The sequence below is a fragment of the Kitasatospora sp. NPDC092039 genome, from assembly GCF_044756065.1.
In the GTDB taxonomy this organism is placed as follows: Bacteria; Actinomycetota; Actinomycetes; order Streptomycetales; family Streptomycetaceae; genus Kitasatospora.
This window is the reverse complement of record NZ_JBIVSD010000018.1, coordinates 12,501-29,620: the sequence shown is the minus strand read 5'-3', so window position 1 is coordinate 29,620 and position 17,120 is coordinate 12,501. Positions and strand designations below refer to the sequence as shown.

At 73.8% G+C, this 17,120-nt stretch carries 16 protein-coding genes; 7 read left to right on the top strand and 9 right to left on the bottom strand.

From position 1 onward, the window contains the following. Positions 1-32: 32 nt before the first annotated feature. A complete protein-coding gene (locus ACIQI7_RS29595) occupies positions 33-275 on the top strand; it encodes a hypothetical protein (RefSeq protein ID WP_401115761.1) in 243 nt (80 codons plus the stop codon). A 109-nt stretch (positions 276-384) separates the two neighbouring features. On the opposite strand, the gene ACIQI7_RS29590 is transcribed toward ACIQI7_RS29595, so the two are convergent. The 4 genes from ACIQI7_RS29590 to asnB all read right to left on the bottom strand — a co-directional run bounded on the left by ACIQI7_RS29590 (position 385) and on the right by asnB (position 5,778). Next, entirely contained in the window at positions 385-798 is a 414-nt protein-coding gene (locus ACIQI7_RS29590; protein WP_401115758.1) for a hypothetical protein, read from the bottom strand. 111 nt (positions 799-909) lie between these two features. Beyond that, positions 910-2,394: a pyridoxal phosphate-dependent decarboxylase family protein gene (locus ACIQI7_RS29585; protein WP_401115755.1), complete on the bottom strand. Its 1,485-nt coding sequence runs from the start codon at positions 2,392-2,394 to the stop codon at positions 910-912. Between the two features lie 179 nt (positions 2,395-2,573). Further along, the gene (locus ACIQI7_RS29580) at positions 2,574-3,689 is read right to left on the bottom strand and encodes a hypothetical protein (protein ID WP_401115752.1); all 1,116 of its coding nucleotides are present in this window, start codon (positions 3,687-3,689) and stop codon (positions 2,574-2,576) included. A gap of 238 nt (positions 3,690-3,927) precedes the next feature. Further along, a complete protein-coding gene (gene asnB, locus ACIQI7_RS29575; protein ID WP_401115749.1) occupies positions 3,928-5,778 on the bottom strand; it encodes an asparagine synthase (glutamine-hydrolyzing) in 1,851 nt (616 codons plus the stop codon). Between the two features lie 216 nt (positions 5,779-5,994). Here asnB and ACIQI7_RS29570 point away from each other — a divergent pair, with 216 nt between their 5' ends. Together ACIQI7_RS29570 and glmS are read left to right on the top strand one after the other, a co-directional pair. After that, entirely contained in the window at positions 5,995-6,270 is a 276-nt protein-coding gene (locus ACIQI7_RS29570; protein ID WP_355254796.1) for a hypothetical protein, read from the top strand. A gap of 45 nt (positions 6,271-6,315) precedes the next feature. Continuing rightward, a complete protein-coding gene (gene glmS, locus ACIQI7_RS29565; protein ID WP_401115745.1) occupies positions 6,316-8,142 on the top strand; it encodes a glutamine--fructose-6-phosphate transaminase (isomerizing) in 1,827 nt (608 codons plus the stop codon). Positions 8,143-8,342: 200 nt separating this feature from the next. On the opposite strand, the gene ACIQI7_RS29560 is transcribed toward glmS, so the two are convergent. The 3 genes from ACIQI7_RS29560 to ACIQI7_RS29550 form a co-directional block, all read right to left on the bottom strand. Next, complete coding sequence (locus ACIQI7_RS29560; protein ID WP_401116109.1) at positions 8,343-9,254, bottom strand: glutaminase; 912 nt, start codon at positions 9,252-9,254, stop codon at positions 8,343-8,345. 269 nt (positions 9,255-9,523) lie between these two features. Further along, positions 9,524-10,222, bottom strand: coding sequence for a DUF3152 domain-containing protein (locus tag ACIQI7_RS29555; protein WP_401115742.1), 699 nt, complete (start codon positions 10,220-10,222; stop codon positions 9,524-9,526). After that, the gene (locus ACIQI7_RS29550) at positions 10,219-10,923 is read right to left on the bottom strand and encodes a hemerythrin domain-containing protein (RefSeq protein ID WP_401115739.1); all 705 of its coding nucleotides are present in this window, start codon (positions 10,921-10,923) and stop codon (positions 10,219-10,221) included. The genes ACIQI7_RS29555 and ACIQI7_RS29550 overlap by 4 nt, the downstream gene beginning before the upstream one ends. Positions 10,924-11,229: 306 nt before the next feature. Here ACIQI7_RS29550 and ACIQI7_RS29545 point away from each other — a divergent pair, with 306 nt between their 5' ends. After that, positions 11,230-11,445, top strand: coding sequence for a heavy-metal-associated domain-containing protein (locus tag ACIQI7_RS29545; protein ID WP_387759196.1), 216 nt, complete (start codon positions 11,230-11,232; stop codon positions 11,443-11,445). Between the two features lie 80 nt (positions 11,446-11,525). On the opposite strand, the gene ACIQI7_RS29540 is transcribed toward ACIQI7_RS29545, so the two are convergent. Further along, positions 11,526-12,068 carry a DinB family protein gene (locus ACIQI7_RS29540; RefSeq protein WP_401115735.1) on the bottom strand — a complete coding sequence of 181 codons (543 nt, stop codon included), beginning with the start codon at positions 12,066-12,068 and terminating at the stop codon, positions 11,526-11,528. 94 nt (positions 12,069-12,162) lie between these two features. Here ACIQI7_RS29540 and ACIQI7_RS29535 point away from each other — a divergent pair, with 94 nt between their 5' ends. Continuing rightward, positions 12,163-13,125, top strand: a complete 963-nt coding sequence (locus ACIQI7_RS29535; RefSeq protein WP_401115732.1) for a helix-turn-helix transcriptional regulator — start codon at positions 12,163-12,165, stop codon at positions 13,123-13,125. 789 nt (positions 13,126-13,914) lie between these two features. On the opposite strand, the gene ACIQI7_RS29530 is transcribed toward ACIQI7_RS29535, so the two are convergent. Further along, entirely contained in the window at positions 13,915-15,255 is a 1,341-nt protein-coding gene (locus tag ACIQI7_RS29530; RefSeq protein ID WP_401115729.1) for a PLP-dependent aminotransferase family protein, read from the bottom strand. 161 nt (positions 15,256-15,416) lie between these two features. Between ACIQI7_RS29530 and ACIQI7_RS29525 the strand changes: the two genes are divergently transcribed. Both ACIQI7_RS29525 and ACIQI7_RS29520 read left to right on the top strand, forming a co-directional pair. Further along, on the top strand, positions 15,417-16,211 hold the full coding sequence (locus tag ACIQI7_RS29525; RefSeq protein ID WP_401115726.1) for a crotonase/enoyl-CoA hydratase family protein: 795 nt from the start codon (positions 15,417-15,419) through the stop codon (positions 16,209-16,211). 106 nt (positions 16,212-16,317) lie between these two features. Continuing rightward, on the top strand, positions 16,318-17,106 hold the full coding sequence (locus tag ACIQI7_RS29520) for an N-acetyltransferase (RefSeq protein WP_401115723.1): 789 nt from the start codon (positions 16,318-16,320) through the stop codon (positions 17,104-17,106). Positions 17,107-17,120 lie beyond the last annotated feature (14 nt).

Below are 17,120 nucleotides of genomic sequence, written 5' to 3'. Positions count from 1 at the left end.
GCCGATCCCGTCCCGATCCGAAGGGGTTCCCTGTGTTCCAGAAGTCCGTACGAGCCGTCGCCTGTTGCGTGTTGCTCCTCGTCGCCCCGGTCGCGCTCGCCCAGCCCGCCGCCGCCGTCTCCTCCTCCACCGTCACCTCGTCCTCCGACGGCAACGGCCCCAAGGCCCCGGAGGAGGCCGCCGCCTGCAAGGCCGTCACCAGCGCCCTGCTCGGCGGCTTCGGCTCGATGCTGGGCAACGCGGTGTGCGTCGTGAAGCCGGCCGACAAGGGCTGAGCCGCGCACGGCCCGTCAGCGCACGGACGCCCCCGGAGAGGGGGCGTCCGTGCGCTGACGGGGCATCCGGCGCCCGGTCCACCCCGCCGACCGTCGCGCCGCGCGCCGGTCAGGCGATCCGGGTGGGGGCGTCCTGGACGGTGTGGCCGGTGGTGGTGAGGAGGGCGGCGAGGTCCGCCGGGGTGACGGAGTGGGGGGTGCGGAGGAAGAGCTCCTCGGGGTGGAGGGAGAGCAGGGTGATCCGGTGGTCGGCGAGGGCCGCGGGGGTGTGGGCGAGCGCCGTGGTGCGGACCCGCCACACGGTCGTCGGGGGCGGCGCGTGGGGTGACCACCAGGCGTGGAACAGGGCGGTGGCGAGCAGGGCGAGGGCGGAGGCGACCAGGACGAACGGGCCGTCCGGGCCGTCCACGACGAGCTTGGCGACGAGGTCGGCGGCGGTGACGGAGAGGAAGACGGCGGCGAGTTCGACCGTGTCGCGGCGCCAGTGGTGGGCGCGGCGCGCGGCGGGCTTCGAGGGCTCCATGGCCACCACCCTGCCCGACCGGTGTTTCCCGGCCACGAACCGGCCGTGACCTGGCGGTTACGGTCCGCGCCGGGCCGTTACGGGGGGCGTTACGGGAGGAGGCCGGGCCGGTCAGGCGAGCAGATCGCGGGCCGCGGACCTCACCTCGGCGAGCAGCAGGCGGAGGTCCTCCTCCGTCGTCGTGGCGTTGAGGAGGCAGGCGCGGAGCATCTCGTGCCCGCCGAGCCGGGCGCCGGTGACGAAGACCCGGCCGCGCCGCTGGACGGCGACGGGGAGGTCGCGGTTGAGGGCGTCGCGGGCGGCCGCGTCCAGGCCCGGGGCGCGGTGGCGGAACGCCACGATCGAGGTCTGCACCTCGGCGAGCAGCTCCAGCTCCCCGTCCGCCTCGACGAGTTCACCGAGCCGGCGGGCCAGCGCGGTGCACCGGGCGATGTCCCGGGCGAGGCCGGTGCGGCCCTTGTGGGCGATGGTGGCCCAGACCTTGAGCGCCCGGAACGGGCGGGTCTGCTCGGTGCCGTACTCGGAGAACCAGCCGAGCGAGCCGGCCGCCTCGTCGCGCAGGTAGGACGGGACGAGGCTGAAGGTGCCGCGCAGCTCCTCGGTGTCGCGGACCAGCGCGCAGCCGCAGTCGACCGGGACGCCGAGCCACTTGTGCGGGTCGAGGGCCAGCGAGTCGGCGCGCTCCAGGCCGGCGTAGCGGTGGGCGATGGCCGGGTCGAGCCGGCCGAAGGCGCCGTACGCGCCGTCCACGTGCAGCCAGAGGCCCTGCTCCTCGCAGAGGTCGGCGATCGGGTCGAACGCGTCCACCGCGCCGGCGCCGACGGTGCCGGCCGAGGCGACCACCAGGAAGGGCAGCAGGCCGGCCGCGCGGTCGCGCTCGACGGCCGAGCGCAGGTCGGCGCGGTCCAGCCGGCCGTCGGGACCGGTCGCCACGGTGCGCAGGTGCCTGCTGCCGAGGCCGAGGAGCTCGGCGGCCTTGCGGACGCAGGAGTGGGTCTCGCCGGTCACGTAGCCGACCAGCGGCGGCAAGCCGGCCAGGCCCTCCTCGCGGACGTCCCGGCCGGCCCGCCGGGCGGCGCGGTTGCGGGCGGCGGCGAGGCAGACGATGGTCGCCATCGAGGTGCCGGAGGTGAGCAGGCCGCCGCCGGCCGGGTGCGGGAAGCCGACCAGCTCGGCGATCCAGCGGACCACGGCGCGCTCCAGGTGCACGTCGGCGTGGTCGCCGCCGGCCGAGCTGGGGTTCATAGCGGAGGCGGCGAGGGTGGCGAGCACCCCGGCGGGGGCGGGGGCGGAGTTGACCCAGCCGAAGAAGCGGGGGTTGCCGTTGCCCATCGGGTGGGGCAGGACGTCCCGGCCGATGGCGGCGATCAGCTCGTCGAGCGGGCGGCCCCCGGCGGGCAGCGGGGCGTCGAGCAGGGCCCGGCGGGCGGTCTCGTCCATGGGCTGCCAGACCGGGCGCCCGGGCAGCTCGGCGAGGTAGTCGGAGACCAGGTCGGCGGTGGCGTGCGCGGCCCGGCGGAAGTCGGTGCCGGGAACGTGGGCGCCGGGAAGGTCGGTGCGGGGGACGTCGGTGCCGGGGAAGTCCTCGGTGGTCATGGCGTGCTCCAGGGCGGCCGGGGGACTGGCGGGGCGAGGCGCGGCGTCCTTGGCGCACCCTGATCAGGCGATGATCGGGCGATCCTACGCAAACGGGCCCGCGCCGTGCGGTGCGGGCCCTCATGGTGAGACCGGAACGTCGGTCCGGGCACCGGGGGAGCGGGTGGTCCCCGGCGGGGTCAGTCCAGGGAGCTGGACAGGCCGCTCGCCGAGCGGCAGTAGCCCTGCATCTCCTTGTTGGTGATCTTGGCGCAGAGCCGGCCGGCCGCGCCCCCGTCGGTGTAGTTGACCGTGTAGTAGCTGACCAGGCCCTCGGCGCAGGCCTTGCGCTGCCAGCCGTCGGCGGCGGTGGCGCACTGCTCGGCCGCCCAGTCCTCGCGGTCCAGGTTGTACTTCATGGTGCGCGAGCCGACGCCGCGGCTGCAGTCCACCGCCCCGCCGCTGGCCTTGCCGTTGAGGCACCACTTGAGGGCCTCGGCGTAGACCTCGGGGTGGTTCGGGTAGTCGTGCGAGGAGAGGAAGAAGGTCGGGGCGTAGAAGAAGCAGGCGGACTGGAACAGCGCCGGCTGGTCCTTGCACGGGTAGAGCGGGTCCTGGGCGAGCTTGTCGGCGGGCAGGTTGGCCTTGGCCTGCTCGTCCTCCTCGTCCGGGCCGAAGAGCTGCATGAACAGGCCCTCGGAGCAGCGGATCCTGTTCTGGTCGGAGGGGAACTTGTTGCACAGGTCGCGCGCCTTGGCGACGTCCTGCTTGACCACGAACATGGTGCCGTGGCCGACGCCGTGGATGCAGGGCCCGGAGTTCTTGGGCGCGCAGAGCTTGAGCAGGTCCGTCTCGGGCTGGGGGGAGGCGTTGAGCATCTCCTCGACCGCGCCGTGCAGGTAGCCGGCCGCGCAGGTCTCGTGCGGGAAGGAGATGACCTTCTGGAAGTCGGCGTTGAAGCGCTTGACCGCCGCGTGGCCGAGCTCGTGCGCGATCGGGTGGCAGAAGCGCACGGTGTACGGCTTCTCTTTGCTGATCTTGTCGAGGTCGGCCAGGGCGACGCCGGGGTCGGTGGCGTCCATCTCGGCCATCAGCTTGTTGCGCAGGGTGGAGCGGGTCCACACGGCCGGGTCGCCGGTCGGGGTGGCGCTCGCGGGGCCGACCGCGGCCGGCTGGGCGCCGGTGGCGGCGGTCCCGGTGGCGGCGGGCCGGCTCGCGGTGGCCGCCGCGGGCGACCAGTCGGTGACGGCCACCGACCCCAGGCCCAGGACGCCCAGGAGCAGGGCGGTGAGAATCGCGAAGACTCGCGGCTGCATGACGGGATCCCCCGGCGGATCGAGGTGAACGTTTCGCTCCCATACTGACGGCACGTGAGCGGGTGGTCCGCGAATTCGTCCGCCGTTCGGGAGGTGTCGGCGACGCTACCGCACCGTAGGACCGCCGGGACCGGCGGGATGGTTCCGCACAATCACCCGGACGGAGTATGGGGGCGCGGGCGCCGCCGACTGCGCCGTCCGAGTGGCGGCGGCCGCCCGGAGCTCACCCGGTCGGTGTTCACAGCTCCAGCGTCACCCGGTAGTCCGTCAGCCAGGCGTCGAAGTCCAGGGCGAGGTCGACGGCGAGCCGGACGGACTGCGGGTCGGTGTCCGGGGCGAGCGCGTCGGCCAGGCGCCGCCGGTCGAGCAGGTCCAGGGCCGGGGAGGTGCCCTCGGCGGCGAGCCGGGCGAGTTCGGCGCGCAGCTTCGCCGGGTAGTGCGGGTCGGTGGTGACCGGGTACGGGCTCTTCGGCCGCTCGGCGACGGCGGTCGGCAGCACGTCCCGGACGGCCGCGCGCAGCAGGCTCTTCTCCCGTCCGTCGAAGGACTTCATCGCCCACGGGGCGTTGAAGACGTACTGCACCAGCCGGTGGTCGCAGAACGGCACCCGCACCTCCAGGCCGTTGGCCATGCTCATCCGGTCCTTGCGGTCCAGCAGGATGCAGACGAAGCGGGTCAGGTTGAGGTACGAGATCTCGCGCATCCGCCGTTCCAGCGGATCGGCCGCCGGCAGGTGCGGGACCTCGGCGATCGCCTCGCGGTAGCGCGCCCTGCGGTAGCCGTCCAGGTCGAGCTTGCGGAGCAGCTCGGCGTCCAGGAGGTGTTCGCGCGGGGTGGCTCCGCCGCCGGCGATGCCGGTGAGGCCGAGGGCCCAGGGGAAGTCCTCGACGGCGACGGTCCGCGGGTCGTGGAACCAGCGGTAGCCGCCGAACAGCTCGTCAGCGGACTCGCCGGACAGCGCGACGGTGGAGTGCCGGCGCACGCCGCGGAAGAGCAGCAGCAGCGAGGTGTCCATGTCGCCGACGCCGTTCGGCAGGTCGCGGGCGCGCAGCACGACGGAGCGCCGGGACGGGTCGGTCAGGTCGGCCGCGTTCAGTTCGACGACGCTGTGGTCGGCGCCGACGTGGTCGGCGAGCAGCCGGGCGAACGGGCCGTCCTGGGTCTGCCGGACGTCGCTGGCGTGGAAGGTCTCGCTCTGCCCGGCGAAGCCGACGGAGAAGGAGCGGACCGGGCCGGCCCCGGCGGCGCCCAGCGTCCGGGCGGCGAGGGCGGTGACGGCGCTGGAGTCCAGGCCGCCGGAGAGCAGCGAGCACAGCGGGACGTCCGCCTCCAGCTGGCGGTGCACGATGTCGTCCAGCAGGGCGCGGACGGTGGCGACGGTGGCCTCCAGGCCGTCGCGGTGCTCGCGGGCCTCCAGCGCCCAGTAGCGGCGGACCGAGAAGCCCTCGCGGCGCACCCGCACGACGTGCCCGGGCCGGACCTCGTGGATGTCCCGGTACGGGGTGAGGCCGGGGGTGCGGGTGTAGCCGAGCAGTTCGCGCAGCCCGTCCAGGTCCACCACCGGGCGGACGGCGGGGTGGGCGAGCAGGGCCTTGACCTCGGAGCCGAAGACCACGCCGTCCGGGGTGCGGTGGTAGTACAGGGGTTTGACACCCATCCGGTCGCGGACCAGCAGCAGCTCCTCCTGCCGGAGGTCCCAGACCGCGAAGGCGAACATGCCGTTGAGCCGCTCGGCCAGGTGCTCGCCCCACTCCAGGTAGGCGCGCAGCACGACCTCGGTGTCGCTGCGGGTGCGGAAGCGGTGCCCGGCCGCCTCCAGTTCCGCGCGCAGTTCGCGGTGGTTGTAGACCTCGCCGCTGTAGGTGAGCACGGCCAGCGTCCGGCCGTCGTGCTCCACCGTCATCGGCTGGACGCCGCCCGCGATGTCGATCACCGCGAGCCGCCGGTGGCCGAGCGCGGCGTGCCGTTCCAGGTGCACGCCGCCGGCGTCCGGGCCGCGCCGGAGCTGGGTGGCCGTCATGGCGTCGAGGACACCCCGCTCGGCGGTGAGGTCGCGCTCGAACGCGACCCATCCGGTGATCCCGCACATCCGCAAGCCTCCGGTCTTCCGCTTCGTGTTCAGGGGGTCACGCTACGTGCGGAGTTGGCGCCGCTTCAAGGGGCTTTCGGGAACGGGGGCGAACGGGCGGTCGTTCGACGGTCGAATGTGAAGGAATCGTGGATGTGGACTGAAAGTCGTAATGTCTGCCCGATTTCGGGCAGGAACTTTGGCTTCGATGGGCCGCCCGACCTAGGCTCCTCACTCGTGCCGAGCTCACCCCACCCTCACGAGGACCTCCTCGCCCACCTCACCCGGACCAGTCCGCTCGGGCCCCGGGAGGCGGCGCGGGTCGTGGCGGAGGTGCTGGCGTACTTCTCCGAGAGCACCGAGGAGTACGTGCGCCGCCGCCACACCGAGCTCCAGGCACGCGGTCTGACCAACGAGCGGATCTTCGCCCGGCTCGCCGAGGAGCTGCCGCAGCGCCGGGTCTCGGCGCCGGAGCTCTCGGCCCGCCAGCTGCGGCGGATCGTCTACGGCTGAGCCGCCGCTCCCGACCTTCCGAAGACTTCGAAGAGGAGACCACGCATGTGCGGAATCGTGGCCTACATCGGCCCCAAGGACGCGACCCCCTTCCTGCTGGAGGGGCTGGCGCGGCTGGAGTACCGCGGCTACGACTCGGCCGGCGTCGCCGTCACCGGGCGCAGCGGCGGGATCAAGCTGCGCAAGGTGAAGGGCCGGGTCGCGGACCTGGCCGCCGCCGTGCCGGCCCGGTTCAAGGGCACCACCGGCATCGGCCACACCCGCTGGGCCACCCACGGCGTGCCCAGCGACGCCAACGCGCACCCGCACCTGGACAACGCCGAGCGGATCGCCGTCGTCCACAACGGCATCATCGAGAACGCCGACGAGCTGCGCGCCAAGCTCGCCGCCGACGGCGCGGTGTTCCGCTCCGAGACCGACACCGAGGTGCTCGCCCACCTGATCGCCGCGAACGTCGCCGAGGGCGTCGAGCTGGAGGACGCCGTGCGTGCCGCGCTCGGCCGGGTGGTCGGCACCTACGGCATCGCGGTGCTCGACGCCGAGCAGCCGGACCGGATCGTCGTGGCCCGCAACGGCAGCCCGATCGTGCTGGGCATCGGCGAGAAGGAGATGTTCGCCGCCTCGGACGTCTCCGCGCTGGTCCGGTACACCCGCCAGGTCGTCCACCTGGAGGACGGCGAGCTGGCCACCGTCCGGGCCGACGGCTTCCGCACCTTCACCGAGGACGCCCGCACCACCCACCGTCAGCCGTCCACCGTGGACTGGGAGGTCGACTCCTACGACACCGGCGGCTTCGAGCACTTCCTGCTCAAGGAGATCCACGAGCAGCCCGGCTCGGTCGAGCGCACCCTGAGCGGCCGGCTGGACGAGCGCTTCGCCACCGCGCACCTCGGCGGCCTCAACCTGGACGCCCGCGAACTGCGCGAGATCCGCCGGGTGAAGATCCTCGGCTGCGGATCGGCCTACTACGCGGGCGAGATGGGCGCGCAGCTGATCGAGGAGCTGGCCCGCATCCCCGCCCACAGCGAGCCCGCCTCGGAGTTCCGCTACCGCAACCCGGTGATCGAGGCGGACACCCTGTACGTCGCGGTCAGCCAGTCCGGCGAGACCTACGACACGCTGGCCGCCGTCCAGGAGGTCAAGCGCAAGGGCGGCCGGGTGCTCGGCGTCGTCAACACGGTGGGCAGCGCTATCGCCCGAGAGTGTGATGGCGGTATCTACCTGCACGCCGGTCCGGAGGTGTCCGTCGCCTCCACCAAGGCGTTCACCTCCACCGTGGTCGCCTTCGCGCTGCTCGCCCTGCACTTCGGGCGCATCCACGACCTGTCGCCCGCCGACGGGCGCCGGATCGTCTCGGCGCTCCAGGCGCTGCCGGACCAGATCCGCGAGGTGCTGGAGCAGAGCGAGGCCATCGCCGCGCTCGCCGCCGAGTACGCCGACTCCACGGGCATGATGTTCATCGGCCGGGTGCGCGGCTACCCGGTCGCCCGCGAGGGCGCGCAGAAGCTCAAGGAGATCTCCTACGTGCACGCCGAGGCCTACCCGGCGAGCGAGCTCAAGCACGGCCCGCTGGCGCTGATCAGTCCCGAACTGCCCACCGTGGCACTGGTTCCGGACGACGAGCTGCTGGACAAGAACCTGACCACGCTGGGCGAGATCAAGGCCCGCTCCGGGCGGGTCATCGCCGTCGCCCACCGGCGGCCGGAGGAGAAGCTCGCGGACCACTGCATCCTGGTGCCCAAGAGCGAGCCCGAGCTGGACCCGCTGCTGCTCAACATCCCGCTCCAGCTGCTGGCCTACCACGCCGCCGTCGCCCTCGGCCGCGACGTGGACAAGCCGCGCAACCTGGCGAAGAGCGTGACGGTGGAGTAGGCCCTCGGGGCGGTCGCCCGCGAGGTCGCTTCGCGGGTCATCTCGCGGGGTCGCTTCGCGGGGTCGGGTGCCCGCAATGGACCCGTGGGTCCCGGTCGCTGTGCGGACGGCCGGGGCCCGCGGGTCCGTCGCGGGTTTCGCGGGCTCTGCGGGTTCTGTGGCAGGGCCGGGCGGTGCTGCGGCGGAACGGCTCGCGGCCCTCAGAACACCGAGCACCCGGAGAGGGTGGTCAGGGTGTCCAGGGCGGCGACCGCGGCGACGGAGTTGCCGGCCTGGTCCAGGCGCGGGCCCCAGGCGCAGACGGCGGCGCGGCCCGGGAGTATGGCGAGGATGCCGCCGCCGACGCCGCTCTTGCCCGGCAGGCCCACGCGGAAGGCGAACTCGCCGGCGGCGTCGTAGGTGCCGCAGGTGAGCAGGACGGCGTTGATCCGCTTGGTCTCGCTGCGGGACATCAGCCGGGTGCCGTCGGCGCGCACCCCGTAGCGGGCGAGGAAGGATCCGGCCAGCACCAGGTCGCGGCAGCTGGTGGCGACGGCGCAGTGGGCGTAGTAGTGCTCCAGGACGGTCTCGACCGGGTTCTCCAGATTACCGTGGCTGGCGATGAAGTGGGCCAGCGCGGCGTTGCGGTGGCCGTGTTCGGCCTCCGAGGCGGCGACCACCGGGTCGGTGTCGAGCAGCGGGTTGCCGGACTCCCGGCGCAGGAACTCCCGTACCGCGCCCGAGGCGTCGCCGGTCATCGTCTGCAGGCGGTCGGTGACCACCAGGGCGCCCGCGTTGATGAACGGGTTGCGCGGGATGCCGTGCTCGGTCTCCAGCTGCACCAGGGAGTTGAACGGGTTGCCGGACGGCTCGCGGCCGACGCCCTGCCAGAGGGCGTCGCCGCCGTAGGCCACCGCCAGGGCCAGCGAGAACAGCTTGGAGACGCTCTGGACGGAGAACGGCCGCTCCCAGTCCCCGACCCCGTGCAGCTCCCCGTCGACGGTGGCGACGGCCATGCCGAAGGCCTCCGGGTCGGCGGTGGCGAGGGCCGGGATGTAGTCGGCGACCCGGCCCCGGCCCGTGGTCGCCCGGGCGGCCGCCTCGGCGGCCTCCAGCAGGACCGGCCAGTCCAGGATCTCCCCACCGGGCACACCGTTCAACGCTTCTCCTCCACCGGCACCGACTGGGGACATGACCGGGACCGGACGCGCGGTGCGGGTGCGTCCGGTCCGACCAGGATTATCCGTGTTTCGGGTGGCGGGTTCGGAAGGGGGTGGGTGGTCGGGCTCGTCCGGTGTCGTGCGGCGTCGTGCCGCGTCGTGCCGCGTCGCGTCGGTGCATCGCGTCGGCGGTGCCGCTCCGCCGGTGTCGGCGGTGCGGCGGCCGGTGCCGGGCGGGCGTTCTACGGCGCGTTGGTGGGGGCCTGGACGGGCGGGCCGGTGAGCAGGGTGCCGGAGTCGGAGTACAGCCAGCCGTTGGGGACGCAGCCGTGCAGCCCCTTGATCTGCTGCATCATCACCGGCGCCGGGGCGCCCGGGGCGGGGCAGTCGACGTGGCCGTTGCCGAGGATGTGGCCGACCTCATGGTTGACGGCGAGCGCGTGGTACAGCTCGGGGCGGCCCTGGTAGAACTCGGACAGCTCGGTCCAGCGCTTGAGGTTGACGACCACCTGGTGGGTGACGCCGCAGTTCACCCAGCCGCCGGTGTCCAGCCCGTACTGGCCGCAGATCCGGTCGGTGGACTTCGGGGTGGCCAGGTAGACGGTGAAGTCCACCGGGTCGGCGGGCATCCGCTGGAACGCGACCGTACCGCCGGCCGCCCAGCCGTGGGTGACGTCGCCCAGGATCGCGTCCACCTCGGCGGCGAACTGCGCCGGGCTCTCCGCGATCCCGTCCTCCACCCGGACCTTGTAGCGGTACAGGTGCTCGCCGGTGCCGAAGCGGGCGGAGCCGCCGGGGGCGGTGGTGAACGCCAGCCGGTCCCCGTCCCCGCCGCTCCACGGCTGCCACCAGAGCAGGCCGGCGGTCAGCGCCGCGACCAGTGCGAGGGCGAGCCCGCCGTGCCAGGGCTTCCAGCGGCGCAGCCGCGCCAGGGCCCTCAACGGTCCGCTCCCGCCGCGTCCAGGTGGCCGTACACCCTGCGCATCCGCCGGTGGTGGGCGGGGAGCGTCAGGGAGGAGGGGCGGAGGTCGCGGAGGGCTTGGAAGGAGCGGAGCGCCCGGACGACGGCCAGGTCCGGCAGCCGGGAGCCGGTGGCGCGCACCCGGGCGAGCTGCTCCGGGCTGCCGTACGACCGCACGACCCCGGCGGCCCGGGACCGCACGGCGGGCGGGACGCGCCACCTCCTGGCCTCGTCGAAGCGCTCCCAGGCGGACAGTGGCAGGAGGGTGCGGATCGCGTCCAGGCAGAGCTCCTCCTGCGCGTCCAGGTACGTGCGGACGGCTTCGGCCAACTGTGCCAGGGGTCGGGCCAGTTGCTCCAGGGGGCCGGTGAGGCCGACCCGGACGCGGGCGACCGGCACCGCCAGGCCCGCACGCTGCGCCGCCAGCGCGGCGAGCCCGGGCCGGAGGTGGGGCGCGGCCCCGGAGAGCATGGGCAGCAGCACGTCCTCCTCGGCTTCCTGGTGGTGGTACAGGAGGTCCAGCATCAGCGCGACGTGGGCGGCGATCCCGGCCCGCAGCGCCTCCGCGCCGGGTGCGCGGCAGGCCTCGGCGAGGCGGGCGAACTCGCCGCGCAGGGCGGCGTGGGCCATCAGCAGGCCGGTGGTGTCCGGTCGGGCGTGGGCCGGGGCCAGGGTGGACATGGTGGAGGTGCTCCAGGACGGGATCGGCGGCCGGGGCGGCCGATCGTCGGCCGGGCGGTCGCCCGGTCGTTCGAAACGGTGGTACCTGGAGGAACGGTACGGGGTGCGGCGGTGGTTCAGGACGTGGCGTGCGCCACGGCGCGGGCGGCCGTCGGACGGGAGGCCCGGACGGTTCCCGGAACCGCTCGATGGTGTCACCCGGGCGGCGTGTCCCTGGGCGGCGCGGCCGGATTCGGGTGTCGTAGGGCTGGTCGATCCCCGTCCGGGTCGACCTGTCCCATCCGGCCGGTCATCGGAGGCGCCGCCATGTCCACCACCGCTGTATTCACCGTCGACGGCATGAGCTGCGGCCACTGCGAGAGGACGGTCAGCGCCGGACTCGCCGAGCTGCCGGGCGTCACCGACGTCAGCGCCGACGCGCCGAGCGGCCGGGTCACCGTGGCCTCCGCGCAGCCGCTGGACGACGCCCTGGTCCGCGGTGTGGTCGACGGGGCCGGGTTCACCTTCGTCGGGAGGGCCTGAGTACTGAGTACGGCCGGGGGCCCGTCCGGTCGTCGGACGGGCCCCGCGATCGGGCTGCGCGGGCGGGCCGTGGGTACGGGTCAGCCCATGCTCTTCGCGCCGTCCAGGGACTCGCGGATGATGTCGGCGTGACCGGCGTGCTGGGCGGTCTCGTTGGCGATGTGCAGCAGCACCCGGCGGGCCGACCACTCGGCGTCCGCCTCGAACCAGGGGGCCTTCGGCAGCGGCTGGGTGGCGTCCAGGTCGGGGAGGGTCGCCACCAGCTCGTCGGTGTGCCGGGCCACCTCGGCGTAGTCCGCGAGGACGCCGGCCAGCGTCTCGCCGGGCAGCATGCGGAACTCGTCCGCGCGGCGGGCGAGGTCCTCCTCGGTCCAGGTGGTGAAGTCGGGCATCGCGGACGGGCCCTTCACGATGAACTCCGCCCAGAGCCGCTCGACGTTGGTCACGTGCTTGATCAGGCCGCCCAGGCACAGCTCGCTCGCACAGGTCCGCAGGCCGGCCTGCTCGTCGGTGAGGTCACGGGTGGTGAAGCGCAGGAAGTGCCGCTGCTTCTCCAGGGACACCAGGAGGTCGGCGCGCTCGCCGGTGAGGTTCTGGGGGGTGGTGGTCGGGGTCATCGTCATGGCCTTTCGGTCGGTTCCTGCTCCCTCGGACAAGAACAACGTTACGGACCATTGCGGTCACTTCCTGTCCTGAATCCCGTGGAGAATCGACGGCATGGCGAACACCAGCACCCGGACGCTGCGACTGCTCTCCCTGCTCCAGACCCACCGGTACTGGCCGGGCGAGGAACTGGCCGACCGGCTCGGCGTCTCCGTCCGCACCCTGCGCCGGGACGTCGACCGGCTGCGCGAACTCGGCTACCCCGTCGAGGCGCAGCGCGGCGTCGACGGCGGCTACCAGCTGGCCGCGGGCGCCGCGCTGCCGCCGCTGGTGATCGACGACGAGGAGGCGGTGGCCCTCGCGGTGGGCCTGCAGGCGGCGGCCGAGAGCCCGGTGGAGGGCGTCGCCGAGGCCTCGGTGCGGGTGCTGGCGAAGGTGGTCCAGGTGATGCCGGCCCGGTTGCGCCGAAGGGTCGAGGCGCTGCGCGCGATGACCGTCCCGGTGGACTGGGGGGCCCAGGCGGGCGCCGGCGTCGACCCGGACGTCCTGACAGTGGTGGCGCTCGCCTGCCGGGACGGCGAGCGGGCGCGGTTCTCGTACACGGCCGCCGACGGGCGCGGGACGGAGCGGCACGTCGAACCGCACCGGCTGGTCTGCCTGAACCGCCGCTGGTACCTGGTCGCGTACGACCTCGACCGGGCCGACTGGCGCAGCTTCCGCCTCGACCGCCTCACCGCCCCGTCCGGAAGCGGCACCCGCTTCGCCCCGCGCACCCTCCCGGCCGCCGACGCGGCGGAGTTCGTCCGCGCGGGCCTCCACGGCGTCCCCCGGCCGCACCAGGTGGAGGCCCTCATCGAGGCCCCGGCGGACCACGTCCGGGCCCGCGTCGGCCGCTGGGCCACCGTGGAACCCGTCACCCCGCACCGCTGCCACCTGCGGATGACCGCCGATTCCCTGGACTGGCCCGCCATGGCCCTGGGCTCGATCGGCGCCGAGTTCCGCGTAGTCGCCCCGGACGCCCTCCGGGCCCTGCTCACGGACTGGAGCGCCCGCTTCGGTCGGGCCGCGGGGGAGTAGGAAGTCGGCCGGGCCGACTTCTGGCGTTGTGCCCCCATTCGCTTCGTGTGTGCTCGGCGCGGCTGGATGGGGTGGTGGAGTGGGAAGTCGGCCCGGTGGGAGAGGGTCGGGTGTGTGCCTGTTTTGGCTTGGTGAGGGGAATTCACGCCGGAAGTCGAGCGTGCTGACTTCTGGCGCGGGGATTGGTGGATTCGTTCCGGGGCGGACTTGGCGCGGGCCCAGTGGGTGGGTTGATGGGAGTGGGAAGTCGGCCTGGTCGACTTCTGGCGTGAGTGGCCTGGTTTGGCTGGTCTGTGCTCGGTTCGGCTGGGTGGGGTGGCGGAGTGGGAAGTCGGCTCGGCCGACTTCTGGTGTTGATGGGTGGAGAAGGCCGGGTGTGATTGCCTGTTTTGGCTTGGGTGGGGGATTTCGCGCCGGAAGTCGAGCGTGCTGACTTCCTCCAGGGCAGGGGCTGGTGGGTGTGTTCCGGGCCACGCATGGCCTTGGGTTTGGGCTGTGGGGGAGTGGGAAGTCGGCCTGGTCGATTTCTGATGGGGGACCGGTGAGAGAAGGCCGGGAGTGCGTGGTGGTCTCGGTTGGGGGTGCGCCAGAGGTAGAGCCCGCCGATTTCCGGCTCGGGGCTTGGTGGGTGTGGTTCGGGGTGGGTGGGTTGTCGGCGGGGTGGGCCGGGTGTTGGTGGTTGTGCCGCTGCGGGGGATTAGGTGTCGGTGGGGGCTTGGTGGGTGCGGCTGTTCTGGCTTTGGCGGGGGGGATTCCGCGTTGGAGGGCGAGCCCGCGGGGTGGGGTGCGTCAGGGGGCGATCGCTTCGAGGGTGGTGCGGAGGTGGGTGAGGACGGTGGGGAGGGTGGGGAGTGGGGGTGTGGCGAGGGCGAGGCGGAGGGCGTTGGGGTGGTGGGGGGTGGTGGCGAAGGCGTCGGCGGTGGAGATCAGGATGCCCTCGGCGGCCAGGGCGGCGGCCGCGTGGTCGGCGCGTTGGTGGGGTTCGAGGGTGAGCCAGAGGACGTAGGAGGTGGGGTGGGCGGTGGTGGTCAGGCCGGCCAGGGCGGTGCGGGCGATCGACTGGCGGGCGGCGGCGTCCGTGCGGCGTTCCCGTTCCAGGCGGGCGACCGTGCCGTCGGTGAGCCAGCCGGTGGCGAGGGCCGTGATCAGGCCGGGGGCGCCCCAGGCGGCGGTGCGCAGGCTGGTGGTGGCGGCCCGGAGCAGGTGGTCGGGCAGGACGGCGAAGCCGAACCGCAGGCCCGGTGCGACGCTCTTGGACAGGCCGGCCAGGTAACAGGTGCGCTCCGGGGCCAGGGTCCGTAGGGGCGGGGGAGGTGCGGCCTCCAGGAAGGCGTAGGTGCCGTCCTCGATCAGGGTGAAGCCGTGGTCGGCGGCGAGCTGGACCAGGCGCTCGCGCCGTGCCGTGGAGAGCACCCAGCCGAGCGGGTTGTGGACGGTCGGCTGGGTGTACACCGCCCGCACCGGCCGGGTGCGGCAGAGCCGGTCGAGTGCGTCGAGGTCCGGGCCCGCGGCGGTGGCCGGGACGGGGGCGAGGTCCAGCCCGTGGGCGGTGGCCAGCAGCTTGATGCCCGGGTAGCCGAGCGCGTCCACGGCGAGGACGTCCCCGGGGCGGGTGAGCGTGCGCAGGACGCAGTCCAGGGCCTGCTGCGCCCCGCTGGTGAGCAGGACGTTCTCGGGCGCGGTGTCGATCCCGCGGTCCAGCAGGTGGGTGGCCACCGCGGCGCGGTCGTGCCGGTGGCCGCCCGGCGGGTGCTGGCGCAGCAGGGCCTCGGCGTCGCCGGAGGAGGCGAGCGCGCGCAGGGCCTGCCGCAGCTGGTCGCCCTGCCCGGGGGAGAGCGGCTGGTTGAAGGAGAGGTCGGCGACCCGGGGCACCGGGAGGGTGCGCGACGGTTCGAGGCCGTCGTAGCCGGTGCGCAGCCGGACGAAGGTGCCGCGGCCCCGCTCGCCCACCACCAGGCCGGCGGCGGCCAGTTCGGCGTAGACCCGGGTGGCTGTGGCGAGGGCGATCCGCCGTTCGCGGGCGAGGGCGCGGTGGGTCGGCAGGCGGGTGCCAGCCGGGAGAGCGCCGGCGCGGATGGCGGCCGCGTACTCGTCGACGACGGCCTTGTAGGCGGGCGGTCGCACGGGCACCTGCCGTTCCTGGGAGTGGGGCCGCGCTCCGGGGCGTGTGGGGTGTACGGGGCGTACGGCCGTGTGTCGGAGTGTATCCAGGACAATAAGTGGATTGTCCTGGACGGGTGTTCCTAGCCTCGTCGCATCCAGCAGCGAGGCCAGGAACGGAGTACGCCCCCATGACCGTCCGCAGCGAGCGGGACCGGCACGTCGTCACCCTCACCATCGACCGGCAGGAGAAGCTCAACGCCCTCGACTACCCGACGATCGACGTGCTGCTCGCCGAACTCGACCGGATCGACGCCGACGACACCGTCCGCGCCGTGATCCTCACCGGTGCCGGTGGACGGGCGTTCAGCGCGGGCGCCGACATCCCGTCGCTGGCGGCCAGCATCGCGGGCGGGCCCGAGCGGGCGCTGCGCGAGTTCGTCCGGCGCGGGCACACCCTCACCCGGCGGATCGAGGAGTTCCCCAAGCCCGTCATCGTGGCCGTCAACGGCCTTGCGTACGGCGGTGGTTGCGAGATCGCCGAGGCCGCCCCGCTGGCCGTCGCGGCCGAGCACGCGACCTTCGCCAAGCCCGAGATCTCGCTCGGCTTCCCGCCGCCCTTCGGCGGCTCGCAGCGGTTGCCGCGGCATGTCGGGCGCAAGCGAGGCCTGGAGCTGATCCTCACCGGCGACCCGGTCCCGGCCGCCCGCGCCGCCGAGATCGGCCTGGTCAACTCGGTCGTTCCGGCAAACGAACTGCTGGACGCGGCAAGGCACCTGGCGGAGCGGATCGTCCGGCACGCGCCGACCGCGGTGGCCGCCTGCCTGCGGGCGGTGACCCGGGGCGTCAACCTGCCGATCGACGAGGGGCTCGCGGTGGAGGCGGCGGCCTTCGCGGCGACCGTGCCGACCGACGGGGTGCGGGACGGGATCCGGCGGTTCCTGGAGCGCCCGTCCGCCGGTTCGACGCCGGGCTCGTCCTCTTGAAGCGCTGAAACGCTGAGGCCACTGAGGCTGCTGAGGCCGCTGGATTCGCCGGGGCCGTACGGGAAAAGCCGTTGCCCGCGAGGGTCGGGGGAGTGACGATGGCCGGATGTCGGATCTGCTTGCGCGCGTGACCGCCTTCCGCGCCGCCTTCGCCCGCCGCCAGGCGGCCGAGCTCATCGAAAAGCCCGAATTCCCCGGCGTGTTCGCAGTCCGGGACGCCGAGTTCGCCCTCTCCGAGGAGCACAACCAGCTGATCGTGGACGGCCCGGGCACCGACCCGGCGGCGCTGCCCGAGCTGGCCGCCCGGTGGCTGGGGCGTCGCCGCCGGTACTCCGTCACCGTGTTGGACCCGGAGGTCGGCGAGCGCGTCACCCCGGTGCTGGCGGCGGCCGGGTGGGAGCGGGAGGAAATCGTGATCCTGGCCCGGCCCACGGACGGCTGCCAGCGTCCCGAACCGGCCGCACTCCCGGTGGAGTTGACCGGGATACGGGAGGCAGTGCTGCGCCAGCAGCGGGAGTGGAGCGAGGACGGGGAGGTCGCCCGGCAGCTCACCGACCGCCGCACCGCCCGGCTGCGCGGTGCCGAGCGGGTGCGCGGTGCCGAGCGGGTGCGCTTCCTGGCGGCGCGGACGCCGACCGGCGAAGTCGCGGCCTGGAGCGACCTCTACCTCGAACCGGCCGCCGGACTCGCCCAGATGGAGGACGGGGTGACCGGTTCGCGGCACCGCGGCGCGGGGCACGGTGACACCCTGCTGGCGACGGGGCTGGCGCTGGCGGCCGAGGCCGGCATACCGCAGCTGTTCCTGCTCGCGGACGCGGCGGACTGGCCGCGCGAGTGGTACGGCCGCCGGGGCTTCGTGGAGATCGGGCGCAACCCGTCCTTCAGGAGCCGGTAAGGGCCGGGGCGTAC

Excerpts from the sequence above, each read along its gene's own strand:
- ACIQI7_RS29520 (WP_401115723.1), top strand. The coding sequence starts at position 16,318 with ATGTCGGATCTGCTTGCGCGCGTGACCGCCTTCCGCGCCGCCTTCGCC.
- ACIQI7_RS29545 (WP_387759196.1), top strand. The coding sequence starts at position 11,230 with ATGTCCACCACCGCTGTATTCACCGTCGACGGCATGAGCTGCGGCCAC.
- ACIQI7_RS29550 (WP_401115739.1), bottom strand. The coding sequence starts at position 10,923 with ATGTCCACCCTGGCCCCGGCCCACGCCCGACCGGACACCACCGGCCTG.
- asnB (WP_401115749.1), bottom strand. The coding sequence starts at position 5,778 with ATGTGCGGGATCACCGGATGGGTCGCGTTCGAGCGCGACCTCACCGCC.
- ACIQI7_RS29590 (WP_401115758.1), bottom strand. The coding sequence starts at position 798 with ATGGAGCCCTCGAAGCCCGCCGCGCGCCGCGCCCACCACTGGCGCCGC.
- ACIQI7_RS29585 (WP_401115755.1), bottom strand. The coding sequence starts at position 2,394 with ATGACCACCGAGGACTTCCCCGGCACCGACGTCCCCCGCACCGACCTT.
- ACIQI7_RS29525 (WP_401115726.1), top strand. The coding sequence starts at position 15,417 with ATGACCGTCCGCAGCGAGCGGGACCGGCACGTCGTCACCCTCACCATC.
- ACIQI7_RS29535 (WP_401115732.1), top strand. The coding sequence starts at position 12,163 with ATGGCGAACACCAGCACCCGGACGCTGCGACTGCTCTCCCTGCTCCAG.
- ACIQI7_RS29580 (WP_401115752.1), bottom strand. The coding sequence starts at position 3,689 with ATGCAGCCGCGAGTCTTCGCGATTCTCACCGCCCTGCTCCTGGGCGTC.
- ACIQI7_RS29540 (WP_401115735.1), bottom strand. The coding sequence starts at position 12,068 with ATGACGATGACCCCGACCACCACCCCCCAGAACCTCACCGGCGAGCGC.
- glmS (WP_401115745.1), top strand. The coding sequence starts at position 6,316 with ATGTGCGGAATCGTGGCCTACATCGGCCCCAAGGACGCGACCCCCTTC.